Source organism: Acinetobacter albensis, from assembly GCF_900095025.1.
Taxonomy (GTDB): domain Bacteria; phylum Pseudomonadota; class Gammaproteobacteria; order Pseudomonadales; family Moraxellaceae; genus Acinetobacter; species Acinetobacter albensis.
This window is the reverse complement of the sequence record NZ_FMBK01000011.1, coordinates 64,857-77,762: the sequence shown is the minus strand read 5'-3', so window position 1 is coordinate 77,762 and position 12,906 is coordinate 64,857. Positions and strand designations below refer to the sequence as shown.

Annotated in this window: 18 protein-coding genes; 6 read left to right on the top strand and 12 right to left on the bottom strand. The window is 37.8% G+C overall.

Translation table 11 applies throughout. The features are described from left to right. From GA0116959_RS10290 to GA0116959_RS10260, 7 genes are all read right to left on the bottom strand, one after another. Nucleotides 1-585, bottom strand: coding sequence for a CvpA family protein (locus GA0116959_RS10290; RefSeq protein ID WP_053578159.1), 585 nt, complete (start codon nt 583-585; stop codon nt 1-3). Further along, nucleotides 582-1,592, bottom strand: a complete 1,011-nt coding sequence (locus GA0116959_RS10285; protein WP_092720621.1) for a quinone-dependent dihydroorotate dehydrogenase — start codon at nt 1,590-1,592, stop codon at nt 582-584. The genes GA0116959_RS10290 and GA0116959_RS10285 overlap by 4 nt, the downstream gene beginning before the upstream one ends. Before the next feature lie 90 nt (nt 1,593-1,682). Beyond that, the gene (gene gspM / locus GA0116959_RS10280) at nt 1,683-2,162 is read right to left on the bottom strand and encodes a type II secretion system protein GspM (protein ID WP_092720620.1); all 480 of its coding nucleotides are present in this window, start codon (nt 2,160-2,162) and stop codon (nt 1,683-1,685) included. Further along, nucleotides 2,162-3,301, bottom strand: a complete 1,140-nt coding sequence (gspL, locus tag GA0116959_RS10275) for a type II secretion system protein GspL (protein ID WP_092720619.1) — start codon at nt 3,299-3,301, stop codon at nt 2,162-2,164. The genes gspM and gspL overlap by 1 nt, the downstream gene beginning before the upstream one ends. A 30-nt stretch (nt 3,302-3,331) precedes the next feature. Next, nucleotides 3,332-3,787: a SixA phosphatase family protein gene (locus GA0116959_RS10270; RefSeq protein WP_092720618.1), complete on the bottom strand. Its 456-nt coding sequence runs from the start codon at nt 3,785-3,787 to the stop codon at nt 3,332-3,334. 87 nt (nt 3,788-3,874) lie between these two features. Next, nucleotides 3,875-4,948, bottom strand: a complete 1,074-nt coding sequence (locus GA0116959_RS10265) for an NAD(P)H-dependent glycerol-3-phosphate dehydrogenase (protein WP_092720617.1) — start codon at nt 4,946-4,948, stop codon at nt 3,875-3,877. A gap of 33 nt (nt 4,949-4,981) precedes the next feature. After that, on the bottom strand, nt 4,982-5,557 hold the full coding sequence (locus tag GA0116959_RS10260; protein ID WP_092720616.1) for a nitroreductase family protein: 576 nt from the start codon (nt 5,555-5,557) through the stop codon (nt 4,982-4,984). 331 nt (nt 5,558-5,888) lie between these two features. Between GA0116959_RS10260 and GA0116959_RS10250 the strand changes: the two genes are divergently transcribed. Beyond that, the gene (locus tag GA0116959_RS10250; protein WP_053578166.1) at nt 5,889-6,269 is read left to right on the top strand and encodes a hypothetical protein; all 381 of its coding nucleotides are present in this window, start codon (nt 5,889-5,891) and stop codon (nt 6,267-6,269) included. 99 nt (nt 6,270-6,368) lie between these two features. On the opposite strand, the gene rhlB is transcribed toward GA0116959_RS10250, so the two are convergent. Both rhlB and GA0116959_RS10240 read right to left on the bottom strand, forming a co-directional pair. After that, nucleotides 6,369-7,520: an ATP-dependent RNA helicase RhlB gene (rhlB, locus tag GA0116959_RS10245; RefSeq protein WP_053578167.1), complete on the bottom strand. Its 1,152-nt coding sequence runs from the start codon at nt 7,518-7,520 to the stop codon at nt 6,369-6,371. Nucleotides 7,521-7,617: 97 nt separating this feature from the next. Then, entirely contained in the window at nt 7,618-7,830 is a 213-nt protein-coding gene (locus tag GA0116959_RS10240) for a cold-shock protein (protein WP_004648643.1), read from the bottom strand. A gap of 381 nt (nt 7,831-8,211) precedes the next feature. Here GA0116959_RS10240 and GA0116959_RS10235 point away from each other — a divergent pair, with 381 nt between their 5' ends. From GA0116959_RS10235 to GA0116959_RS10215, 5 genes are all read left to right on the top strand, one after another. Then, the gene (locus GA0116959_RS10235; RefSeq protein ID WP_081405726.1) at nt 8,212-8,445 is read left to right on the top strand and encodes a sulfurtransferase TusA family protein; all 234 of its coding nucleotides are present in this window, start codon (nt 8,212-8,214) and stop codon (nt 8,443-8,445) included. A gap of 136 nt (nt 8,446-8,581) precedes the next feature. Beyond that, nucleotides 8,582-9,451 (top strand): RNA polymerase sigma factor RpoH, encoded by an 870-nt coding sequence (gene rpoH / locus GA0116959_RS10230; protein WP_053578168.1) that lies wholly within the window; start codon nt 8,582-8,584, stop codon nt 9,449-9,451. Between the two features lie 139 nt (nt 9,452-9,590). Then, a complete protein-coding gene (locus tag GA0116959_RS10225; RefSeq protein ID WP_092720614.1) occupies nt 9,591-9,956 on the top strand; it encodes a DUF423 domain-containing protein in 366 nt (121 codons plus the stop codon). Nucleotides 9,957-9,978: 22 nt separating this feature from the next. Continuing rightward, nucleotides 9,979-10,176, top strand: a complete 198-nt coding sequence (gene thiS / locus GA0116959_RS10220; protein WP_053580222.1) for a sulfur carrier protein ThiS — start codon at nt 9,979-9,981, stop codon at nt 10,174-10,176. 12 nt (nt 10,177-10,188) lie between these two features. Then, the gene (locus GA0116959_RS10215) at nt 10,189-10,974 is read left to right on the top strand and encodes a thiazole synthase (protein ID WP_092720613.1); all 786 of its coding nucleotides are present in this window, start codon (nt 10,189-10,191) and stop codon (nt 10,972-10,974) included. A gap of 72 nt (nt 10,975-11,046) precedes the next feature. Here GA0116959_RS10215 and GA0116959_RS10210 read toward each other — a convergent pair whose 3' ends face one another. The 3 genes from GA0116959_RS10210 to GA0116959_RS10200 form a co-directional block, all read right to left on the bottom strand. Further along, a complete protein-coding gene (locus GA0116959_RS10210) occupies nt 11,047-11,367 on the bottom strand; it encodes a putative quinol monooxygenase (protein WP_092720612.1) in 321 nt (106 codons plus the stop codon). A 24-nt stretch (nt 11,368-11,391) separates the two neighbouring features. Beyond that, nucleotides 11,392-11,973 (bottom strand): NAD(P)H-dependent oxidoreductase, encoded by a 582-nt coding sequence (locus GA0116959_RS10205; RefSeq protein ID WP_092720611.1) that lies wholly within the window; start codon nt 11,971-11,973, stop codon nt 11,392-11,394. Nucleotides 11,974-12,217: 244 nt separating this feature from the next. Then, nucleotides 12,218-12,829, bottom strand: coding sequence for a glutathione binding-like protein (locus tag GA0116959_RS10200; protein WP_092720610.1), 612 nt, complete (start codon nt 12,827-12,829; stop codon nt 12,218-12,220). Nucleotides 12,830-12,906: the final 77 nt, after the last annotated feature.

Genomic DNA, 12,906 nt, shown 5'->3' with positions numbered 1-12,906 from the left:
TTAATAAAAAGGATTATTTGTTGATTCATCTGTACGCGTTTCTGTTTTCCGCGATTGATCAGATGATGAGTTTGAAGATTTCTGAGCATCTTCAGACTTGATATGTTCGAGGGCACCATGCGCAGCATCTTTAGAAAGTTGTGTTGCCCATGGTGCGTAAGGCATCAGCATATGTATCAGTTTAGATTGTTTCCAGTGGGGAGAACTTTCCACCCAAGGACCTAGTCCTTGCATAGTAATCAATACAATCAAGAGCCCTTTTAAAGAGCCAAATGCACCACCTGCCAATCGATTCAGTGGCCCAAGTTTTAAACTTTTGAGTATCTTATTCAGGAAAGCAGTGACGATCCATGTGAACACGACAATTAACAAAACAATAAATGCAAAAGCCGCGATTTTTTGTACGACCGGATCTTCACTTAACGAGACCATCGAAGGTGCCAGAATGGTCGCATATTTTGCACCAAGAATCAGTGCAAAAATCCATCCTACCAAGTTCGCAAAGGCTTTAACAAATCCTTGTCGCAAACCGTTGAGCCCTCCAATGAGCAAAATAATCAGTATAAAGATATCTAAGACATTCATGCTGTTTTTAACGCATCAACACAATCTTTAATGAGTGTTGGGCCTGTATATATGAGGCCACTATAAATTTGTACAAGGTTTGCACCCGCATTTTGTTTTGCGACTGCTTGCTCGCCTACCAAAATCCCCCCAACACCAATCAATGGAATTTGACCTTGTAATACTTTTGAAAATTCAGCAAGACATGCTGTACTTTTTTCAAATACTGGTGCGCCAGACAACCCACCCGCTTCATCTGCATGAGGTAAATTTTCTACACCTTCACGTGATAGCGTAGTATTGGTGACAATTAAGCCGTCAATTTTAAATTGAATTAATTGTTTTGCTATAAAATGAACATCTTCAGAACTTAAATCTGGCGCTACTTTAAGCACTAAAGGTACATAATGTTGATGTTCTTCAGCCAATTCAAGTTGACGCTTTTTCAAAGTTTCTAACAATTCAGTCAGAGCATCGCCACTTTGTAAGCTACGTAAATTTTTGGTATTTGGAGATGAAATATTGACCGTGATATAAGAAGCATAATTATAGACTTTTTCAAGACAGATCAAGTAATCATCGACTGCTTGCTCAACAGGTGTATCAGCATTTTTACCGATATTAATCCCTAAAATCCCTTTAAATTTTGCAGCTTTAACATTCTCAATCAGCTGATCGACCCCATCGTTATTAAAACCCATACGGTTGATAATCGCTTTGGCTTCAGGCAAACGGAACAAGCGTGGATGCGGATTCCCAATCTGTGGACGCGGTGTAATGGTTCCAATTTCTATAAAACCAAAACCCAAACCTGCTAAAGCATCAATATAGGCACCATTTTTATCCAGACCTGCGGCCAAACCTACAGGGTTTGGGAATTCAATACCCATACATGTAACAGGTTTAGAGGCGATGCTTTGACGCATCATGCCCAAGCGATGAGCTGATTTCAATAACGATAATGTCAGCTCATGTGCACGTTCTGGTGCTAAAGAAAACAACAAAGGACGTGCAAGAGAATACAACATATCTGTAAAAGTCTACTGCTTTTTAAGTCGCCATATTATAGGCATAGGCTATCGAAAACACCATGCTTCACTATGCTTTATTTTTCTACTTTATTGCACTAATGCGGTTAATTTGATCTGTCCTGCTTCAGAACTTAATTCTAATTTTTCGAGACTTAGCCCCATTTGTGCAAGTTGTGTTAAAAAGTTGGCTAAAATTGCATAATTTTCATGTGCAACCACAATTTGGATTTGCTCACCTGCTTGCTGTGATACGACCGATAAACCTTGTTGCTGGGCCACATGCTGTACTTTATCTACTGCACTTAATTGTAAGTCACTGGCAGGTTTCATCGTCACTGCATTGCTTTGCATCCACACGATCATATCTTTCAGATCATTGACACGGTTTTGCTGTTTATTGGCTGCCGCATGCATAAACCACAGCGCAGCACCCACAGCAACCACCAGCACAAAGAGCGTGGTAAAAATAACCATATAGCGTTCACGGCTAGATAATTGCTCTAAATAGTCGGTTATTTTTTCAATATTTTGATCAATCACATTTTGCATTTTTTCTGATGTTTTCATTATTGTATTTTCACCAATCCAATTGCACCCGCAGCATCTGGTTGAATATTACCTAATTCAACCTTAAATCCTTGTTGATTTAACTGTTCTGTCAAATTTTGTAAAGTCGCAGCAGAATTTGCTTTTAGCTCCATACTTAATACTGAAGCATCATATTGAATACGCTGGGCAACAATCTGATTTTGCATTAAAACAGGCCCCACGCGACTGATTAACTGTAAAGCTTGAGTATTGGCAACTTTATTTAAACGCATCTGACTTTCAAACTGGCTTTTCAAGTTTTGCTCAGTCACTCGACTACTTTGCCCAAACCAATATTTATATTGATCTACTGCTTGTATTGCAGTCTGATCTGCTACTTTTTTATATTTGTACCATCGAGTTGCATCATAAATAAACTGTACCATTAGAGCTGCAAAAAATAGAACCATACATGCCTTCCAGTAACCTGAAACTGCAGTGTTATTTTTAGCTTTAGGTAAGATATTAAAAGGATGAGCTTTGGCTTTTTTTAGCGCTGGTAATGCATAATGAAAAGATGTTATCTGTTCATGTGTTGCTCGCGCTTCTAAAGTGTGCATTTGCTCAGCAGTCAAATTGCTAATTCGATATTCTTGTTCGAGCGGCTGAAAATCTAAATATAGCGCAAGGTCATCAACTGAATTTCCTATAAACTCATTCTCACGAACCAATAAACGCCCCGAAACATTAGCTATTACCGTTTCACCAGCTTCGGGTATCGGTAAAATCAAAAAATCAGGTAATAAAGAAATAACCTTAACAGGAATCAAGGTTAACGCGTGTTGTAAGGTTTCAACTTTATGCTGTGCGACACCCAAAATAAACAATTGATCTGGATGCTGAAATTGATGCAACACCTTCATGGAATCTATAGGTAAAACCACAAATTCTTCTAATAAATATTTAACCCCTTCCACACCCAATTTTTTATATTGCGACTTGGCTAAGGTTTGTTGAAGGATTTGCACATCACGGCTGGGGAAAAAAACAACTGCTTCTTCCCCGTGATATATTTGTGTCTCTTGAATTAAATGTTCAAGACTAGAGGCCTGATACCAGCTCTCACCAGTTGACCACTGCCAAACCCCACTGGTTTCAGGCATCCATAAGTACAACATTAATATTTTTCTGCCGTTTTAATTAATTTTTTAGATATTTGGAATAAAATTGCTAAATTCTGTAGATAAGCCCGCTGCAATGACAGATTGTTCATACAAACGTACTTCAGCCAGAGCATAGGGCTGAAAAGGTTCTAATGTCAACAAAGCTGAAATATGAGCCACAACATTCATATGACATACCACCACAATCGACTCATAAGGCAATTGTGATAACCATTCGACTGCTACTTTTGCATCATCTTCTGGCTTGATGTGATTACACAACATCACGGGCACATCTTTAAAATAATGTTGTATATGGGCCAAAGTTTCTTGTGCCCGTAACAAAGGACTCACGACAAACACATCGGGCTGGATCAGCGTTTTTAAATAGTCTGCTGTTTGTTGCGCTTGATGATGTCCGCGCTCGGTTAATGGACGCTTGTCATCATTCCCATTAATGGCGGGAGAAGCCTCTCCATGTCGAACCAGAGTAAGTTGCATAAAATTCCTTTCTATCTAACTAATGGATATGCCGTGAGTATAACCAAGCTTTATGACAATGATATCGGTGCCAGCTCTCAATCCAAATTAAACTTCATGATGGGGTAAAACAAACTCTACATCACTACGATGACCATTTTTCATCAATGAAAGTGCAATCGTTAATGGTGGAGCTCCCTCAAAAATCACATCATATAATGCAGCAGTAATCGGCATGTAGACGTCTAACTCCTCAGAACGACTTCGCACTTGTACAATGGTATTAATGCCTTCTGCGGTCTGACCCAATTCCTGAGTGGCCTGCTCCAAAGTTTTGCCTGAACCCAATGCGAAACCAACCTGATAATTACGGCTTAATGGACTACTACAAGTAGCAAATAAATCACCCACACCCGATAACCCCAAGAAGGTTAAAGGATTTGCGCCTAATTTCACGGCAAAGCGACTCATTTCTGCTAAAGCACGTGTTAAAATCATACTTTTGGTGTTTTCACCAACTTTATAAGCCGCTGCCATTCCCATCGCCACAGCATAAATATTTTTTAATGCACCACCTAGTTCTACGCCATGCACATCATCACTCGCAAATACACGAAATAATGCACTGTGTAAAGCCTGCTGAACTGCATAACGAACCAAATCTGATTCGCTCGCAATAACCGTACCCGCAGGTTGTCCGGCCATAATTTCTTTGGCTAAATTTGGGCCTGAAAGTACACCATAAGGAACCTCGGGTAATTCCTCACGAATAATATCGCTCATAAAATTAAACGTTTTCGCTTCAATTCCTTTGGTTAAAGAAACGATGGCTTGCGAGCTAATAAAAGGTTTAATCTGTTTCAAGACATCGCGAAAGGAATGGCTTGGAATAGCCACCAAAATAATATCACGATTACAAACAGCAGCTTCCAAATCAGAAACTGCCTTTAAACCTGACTCCAAAGTAAAATCAGGCAAATAGCGTTGATTAATATGCGTATTATTTATTTCGTCTGCAGCTGCCTGATCGCGAATCCAGATAATAGTATCGCAACCATTTCGTACTGCTGTATTTGCCATTGCAGTACCAAAACTTCCACCACCTAAAACTGTGACACGTAATGCTGTTTTATCGGCAACTGGAACCGACTCAACAAGATCTGTAAACTTCAATTCTGACATTCTTTTTATATCTCAACTCATTGTTCAAAAAAATTACTGATTCCAGTAACTCACATAATTTTCTGTTGCCACTTCTGCACGTGCAGAAATCACTTTTGCTGCTGTACCAATATAAATAATTCCAGAAATTAAATCATCTTTGGTTAAACCCAAATTTTGCTTCAATAAAGTGGATTCAACGACAGCTCCACTGCGCCATATGGTTGAAAAACCTTGAGCTTGCAATGATAAAAGAAAATTTTGGATCGACGCCCCTGTACTTAAAGTCTGTTCAAAATATGGAACTTTAGGGTGAGGCTGGAAAGAAGTTAAAGCCAACACCAATATTGGAGCACGAAATGGATGGTTTTTTACGCGTTCTAATTGAAAATGGTCTGTCTCACCCAAATCCATCAGGGCCTCTGAAAGCAAGTTGCCAAAAGCCTCTCGCTGATCAGCAGAAACCACTAAAAAACGGGTGGGTTTTATACGATGGTGATCTGGTGCAGTCAATGCAGCTTGAAAAGCTTTTTCAAGTTGTGCTGCACTCGGAGCAGGTTCAATTAAATGACCAATCGACTGACGTTGATGAATATTTTGATGAACTATATCTACCGCTAAATCCGTCATTGGCTTGTATATCTTAAAAATATTTTAGCAAGATTAGCATATTATGATTTAGATACTCTAGCGCATTTCAGCAATGTCCGTTTTATCTTACATGCTGAAATCCTGAAATCCTGAAATCCTGAAATCCTGAAATCCTGAAATCCTGAAATCCTGAAATCCTGAAATCCTGAAATCCTGAAATCCTGAAATCCTGAAATCCTGAAATCCTGAAATCCTGAAATCACAAAGCGTTATTATAAAACTGCATATTTCATACAACTTTTCCAAAATTCATTTGAAAAGTTATGCTCAAATACTCTTTAATCTTTTTTAAAACAAAGCAGAGAAAAAAATGAATAAATTTTTTGTACTTTCTTCTACAGTCGCGATGACCTTAGCACTTACTGCTTGTGCATCAAATCCGACCAATTCTTTAGCCATTCAAAAAGAAAATAACCAGTACGAAGTTACAGGTATAGGCAAAAGCAATTTAATTGCTAAAAATAATGCAATCAGTGCTGCAAATACGACCTGTGGGAAAAAAGCAACGGTTGTGGTGGTCGATGAAAAAACAGAATATAACGGTGCATTGAAAAATGTCGTGGATGAACAAACTGGACAAATGATTCAAGCTGCAGCAAGCGTCATTGGTACTTTAGCAGGCAAAAACACCAGCATCGCACGTGATGAAGACTACCAGACTGTGTTAACTTTTACTTGTCGAGCGAATTAATTTTATCGTATCCATATTCGATAATATTAAAAATATCATCAAAAAAGCCGCTTATATTACCAAGCGGCTTTTTAGTTTCTATGTATGTTTTAACGACAATTAACAATAACCATCTAATCGGGTCAATGGTAACTTCTGCCCAATCGCTTTTTCAATTTCTGGAAGATAGAATGCATCATCTTCAGATAAGAAACTAATACTTACACCACTTGCACCCGCACGACCTGTACGACCTATACGATGTACATAATCATCTGATTGTTCAGGTAATGTAAAGTTAATCACATGTGAAACACCATCGACATGAATGCCTCGACCCGCAACATCGGTCGCAATCATAATATTATGCTGACCATTTTTAAATTGATCTAGCATTTTGGTCCGTTTATCTTGGGCAATTTCACCCGATAACATCACGACTTTATAACCGTCTCTTTTTAAATGATCATATAATTTACGCACTTGATCACGACGATTCGCAAAAATCATGACTTTTTCAATCGGTTCATCACGCAATATTTCTTGTAGCAATTTATATTTATCTGTTTTCGCAACCATATAAACACGTTGCTCTACATCTGCATTGGTTTTCTTTTCAGGCTCAATTTCCACTGTTACTGGTTCAAATAACCATTGCTGCGCTAAATTTAAAACATCGTAGCTAAATGTTGCAGAAAACATCAACGTCTGGCGCTGTTCTTTGCGTGGTGAATAACGCACGATTCGCTTAACAGAAGGAATAAACCCCATATCCAATAAACGATCTGCTTCGTCAATCACCAAAAATTCGATTTGATCTAACCAAACTTCTTTCTGCTCAACGAAATCGATTAAACGACCAGGAGTTGCCACAATAATATCGACAAATTGTTTATTAAGCTGGGTCTTTTGTTTATCAAAGTCCACGCCACCTAATAAGGTCACGAAATGCAAGTCAGTAAATTTGGTTAAGTCTTTAACATCATTTTCAATTTGCAAAGCCAACTCGCGTGTTGGAGCAAGAATAAGCGCACGTGCTTCACCGCGAAAACGTTGTTCCTTGATTGGATTATTAAGCAAATCATTAATGACACTGACTAAAAATGCAGCAGTTTTCCCCGTTCCTGTTTGAGCACGACCAATAGCATCATGTCCAGCCAATGTGAATTTTAAAACCTTTTCCTGAATGGGCGTCATTTCTTTAAAACCTAAAGCGTCAATAGCTTGTTTAAGTTTCGGATGTAAATTTAAGGTTTCAAAACCAGATGACATAAAAGATGCTCTAACTTAATAATCACTAAAATAGACGTCTATTATAAACAAAAACGCCCCAAATTACATTGGGGCGTTCTCATGAATAATCAGGCGATTAGTCTAAAGGTTGTACTTCTTCAGCTTGGAAGCCTTTTTGACCTTTAACTACGCTGAATTCAACGCGTTGACCGTCACGAAGTGAACGGTGACCGTCACCTTGGATGGCACGGAAATGAACAAAAACGTCATCGCCGCCGTTACGTTGAATAAAGCCGAAGCCTTTAGTGTCGTTGAACCATTTAACTACGCCTTGTTCACGAGCTGTCATAAGTTAATCCTCATTGTATTTAATAGAAGGACCACCCGGTGTTGCAAACAGCAGAGTAAACAAGGTTTAAAAATATTTATTATTTCTAAGCTTGTAATCATTCTGTATTACTATTAACAAAATCCCGGTTATATCCATTGCAGTATTCATTTTTAAGACGTTTTTAGTCATGTCTTTAATCTGAATACGCAACGAGCTTAACATGGGTTTCTGACAATTCATACTGTTTTTTTTGATTAATTTTCCTTTTAATTCAGCTTCCTTTTTGGTTTAAGTATCACTTTTTTTCTAAAAGTATCTTTATGTTGTTATTCAATAAATTTATTTCTGTTTGGCATTAAATTTGCTAACATTTGTTTAAATGATTTTGATTTTAAAGCGATGAATAATAGATCAGAGCTAGCAGTTATTATTGATGCGATGGGCAAACCCTGCCCAATGCCTTTATTGATGTTGAAACGAGCCTTCAAGAACAACTTAGAGCGTTTATTTCTTCTTAAGTCTTCCGACCCCCATAGTCAGCAAGACGTTCTACGCTATTGCCAAATTCATGAACTTAAATGTGATATGAGCAAAATTTCTGATTTTGAATACCACTACTTAATTGAATCTTAATTATTTTCAATTAAACTATCCTTTTCAAATCTGTAAAAAAAATTACATTTTTATACCCAATCTTTCTCAATTTAGTTAAATATTGGATGTAAGATAAAATTAAATGATTATGTCATCCAGCTCTCAAGGAGAACACATGAGTGACAGCAGCAATCGATTGATGCCCCTGTCATTATCGGCGCCAGGGGTAAATCTCGGTGCTTATATAAGTACTGTTAACCAAATTCCGATTTTAACGGCTGATCAAGAAAAAGAATTGGCTGAACGCTATTATTACGATCAAGATTTAGATGCTGCAAAAATGCTTGTGATGTCGCATTTACGTTTTGTCGCACATATTGCACGTAGTTATGCGGGTTATGGTTTACCACAGGGTGATTTAATTCAAGAAGGTAACTTGGGCCTAATGAAAGCCGTTAAACGTTTTGACCCCAACATGGGTGTTCGTTTAGTGTCTTTTGCTGTGCATTGGATTAAAGCTGAAATTCATGAGTACGTCATTCGCAACTGGCGTATTGTTAAAATTGCAACGACGAAAGCGCAACGTAAATTATTTTTTAATCTGCGTAGTTTGAAAAAATCGAGTAAAAAACTCACCCTTGAAGAAGCCAAATCGATTGCCAATGACTTAAATGTCACGCCAGAACAAGTCTTGGAAATGGAAGGACGTTTAACTGCATACGATGCTGCTTTTGAAGCACAAGGTGATGACGATGATGAAGGTTCAACGCATTTAGCACCTGCTTTATATTTAGAAGACAACCGTTATGATCCTGCACGCTTAGCTGAAGAGGAAGACTATGAAGAACAGAGTAGCTCTGCACTTCATAGTGCAATGGATCAGCTGGATGATCGGTCACGCAATATTTTACAACGTCGTTGGTTAGATGATGAAAAATCTACCTTGCACGAACTAGCTGCTGAATATAATGTTTCTGCTGAACGTATTCGTCAGTTAGAAAAAAATGCGATGGAAAAAATTAAAGTCGCTATGTCTTCCAATTAATAGTTTAAATACATTTTAAGAAAGGGCTGCGTGCCCTTTTTTTAATATTTGAGCTTTAGTTAAAGTTCGCTTTTGTCTTTTGAGTAAAACCTAAAATATGCTAAGGTTGGTCGCAAATTTACTCTTACGATTATTGCTTATGTGGATTGCAATTGCCGCTCTTAATTTAGCTGTAGCTGTGCTATTAGGTGCATTTGGAGCACATGGGTTAAAAGCACATGCAACTGAGGTGCAATTGAGTTGGTGGCATACAGCAACCGACTATTTTTTCTATCATGCGCTTGGAATATTTGCGCTGGCTCTTTTAGCTAAAATTATTCCGCAGTTACCGATCAAAACCAGTTTTATTTTAATGCAATTGGGCATTTTATTTTTTTGTGGCTCACTCTATCTGATGGCTTTGGGTTTACCTCGAATACTCGGTGCAATCACACCGATCGGTGGCGCTTTCATGCTCGCAGCTTGGTTATTATTGGCTTGGAATGCATTAAAATATGCAAAATAATGAAGTGGAACAGGAGAATCACATGCATATTTATTTAAATGGAGAGTCAAAAAATACCACGTGTCATACCCTCTTAGACTTGATTCAAGAATTGGCATTAGATGGAAAACGCTTTGCAGTTGAACACAATGAAATGATCATTTCTAAAAGCAAATTGGCACAGACTCTCATTTGCGCTGAAGATCATATTGAAATTATTCATGCCGTCGGCGGCGGCTAATTCGGAGCTCTTATGCAAGACACCCCATTGATCATTGGTTCTCGTACTTTTAATTCACGCTTGCTAGTCGGTACAGGTAAATATAAAGATTTAACTGAAACTGATGTAGCCATTCAAGCCAGTGGCGCAGAAATTGTAACCGTGGCAATACGCCGTGTGAATATTGGACAACATCCTGATCAACCGAATTTACTCTCTGTTGTACCCCCTGAAAAATATACCATTTTACCGAATACGGCAGGCTGTTTTGATGCCAATAGCGCAGTCCGTACTTGCATGCTTGCACGTGAACTTTTAGACGGTCATAACTTGGTTAAACTGGAAGTGCTGGGAGATGAAAAAACACTTTACCCCAATATTACCGAAACCTTAAAAGCAGCACGCACTTTAATTGACGATGGCTTTGAAATTATGGTCTATACGTCGGATGATCCAATTGTAGCTCAAGAGTTAGAAAGCATGGGCTGTGTCGCAATTATGCCTTTAGGCAGTTTAATTGGTTCAGGACTCGGCATATTAAATCCGCATACCATTTCAATTATTAAAGAAAATGCTAAAGTTCCTGTACTGGTTGATGCTGGCGTAGGAACGGCTAGCGATGCTGCTATTGCCATGGAGTTAGGTTGTGACGGCGTACTCATGAACACGGCTATTGCTGCTGCACGAAATCCTATTTTAATGGCATCTGCGATGAAAAAAGCGGTTGAAGCTGGACGTGAAGCTTATTTAGCGGGTCGTATGCCACGTAAACGCATGGCTAATGCGAGCTCACCCGAAACTGGTTATTTCTTTAAGTAAATTCAAGTAAATATAAAAAAGGCGATTAATCTCGCCTTTTTATTTAAGCATTCAATTCGTGTTTAAAATAATTTATATATGCAACCCCTTTTGCATAATCCTTATTTTCACACCTATCACATCACCTTTGACCTGTTCTTGATAAGCTTGCATGTGCGCTGTTTTTAAATGAGCATTCAAATGTTGCATACTTTCCCAATGCTCTAACAGGGTAATTGAGTCAGGCACTTTGGTTTGAAAATCGACCTCTGTTAAATAATCTGTCAATAACTCATAGCCATAACACCCCTTCTCTAACAATACTATCGGCATTATTTTTTTAAATGCTTGACATACATTTTCATAATGTTTCGCCCCAGAACGAATCTGAATTTCAGCAATAATCGTCAACATAATTTATTCTCTATTGCTTATCCGCTAGGCAAAAAGATCTATAAGATGTTGACGATATTCACTTTCATATTGCTCAACATTTGGCATTTTAATCACATCATGCACAATGAAAGTGTTTAAACCTTGCATTCCTAAAAATTGATTGGCCTTATGAAATGGTAAATAAACACCATCTACCCCCACACCTTCAAAAAACTGATCGGCTTGGGTAAAAGCTTCTTTAGGTGCGTTCCACGTGAGTGACAGCATGTATTTTTTATCGTGAATAAGTCCACCTGAACCATATTTTTTAGAAGTATCACTTCGTGATCGACCATCACTGGCATATAAAGTCCCATGTCCTTCCGTAAAAATATCATCAATATATTTTTTGACCGTCCAAGGCGCACCCATCCACCAGCCCGGCATCTGATAAATGACAACATCTGCCCAAATATATTTTTGTATTTCTTCTTGAATATCATAGTTAGAATCTGCACGTGAAATTTGAACCATGTGTCCTAATTCAACCAACACCTGTTGAGCTAAGGTCGTTAAAGTGTCATTTAACTCTCCATTTGAATGTGCAAATTTTTTTGCGCCATTAATAATCAAGATATTAAGCATGATTTACTCTGAATAATTGGTTTCGACAGTCAATATACTCAATTTTTTTATTGATAAAAATTCTCAATAATGCAAAATATTATTGATTAAAAATCAATAATATTAAATTTATAGATTATGAAACTTCAAAGACATTTAAAAAAAAGTGAAGAAAATTAAAATTATGATGCCGAAAGCAGATACAAATATTTTTTATTAGATCAAATAAAAAAGCACCCTCAGGTGCTTTCCAATCAAAACTGGATTAAGGAATAAGCCCTTCATCACGCATTGCAATTTGTACAGATTGACGCCCTGCAACTTTATTGCGCAAAGCTACAATATGAATATAGGGTGTTAAATCATGTTCGATATGATTTGACCAATTGGTGAGTACAAATAGATAAGCATCGGCTGGACCAAAATTATCATCAACCAAATAATCGTTATTTGATTCATTAATAGTTTTATCAATGTGTGTCAGTAAACGATCAATTTCTGCATAGGCTTTTTCTTTTGCTTCAGCAGACAACGGTGCGCCAAAGAAAACGGCATATGCATCATGTAATTCTGAGTTTAAGTACCCTAACCATTCTAAAACTTTGGCACGACCTAAGCCAGATGGTGGAATCAAATCTTGTTTAGGATCATGCTGTGCCAAAAAGGGTAAAATTGCTACATTTTCGGTGAGAATCAAGCCAGGATTAATTTCTAATGCTGGAACATAGCCCTTGGGATTAATGGCGTAATAGTCAGCCCCTTTTTCTGTTTTATGGGTTTTTAAATCTACACGCTCTAAATCAAAATCGACATTAATTTCATTTAAAATAATATGTGATGCTAGTGAACACGCGCCAGGGGCATAATAAAGCTTCATATTTGATCCTTGTTATTTAACTATTAACTGTTTTAAATCTCTTCTAACAAACTTTCAAGTGATCGAACCTGTAAATT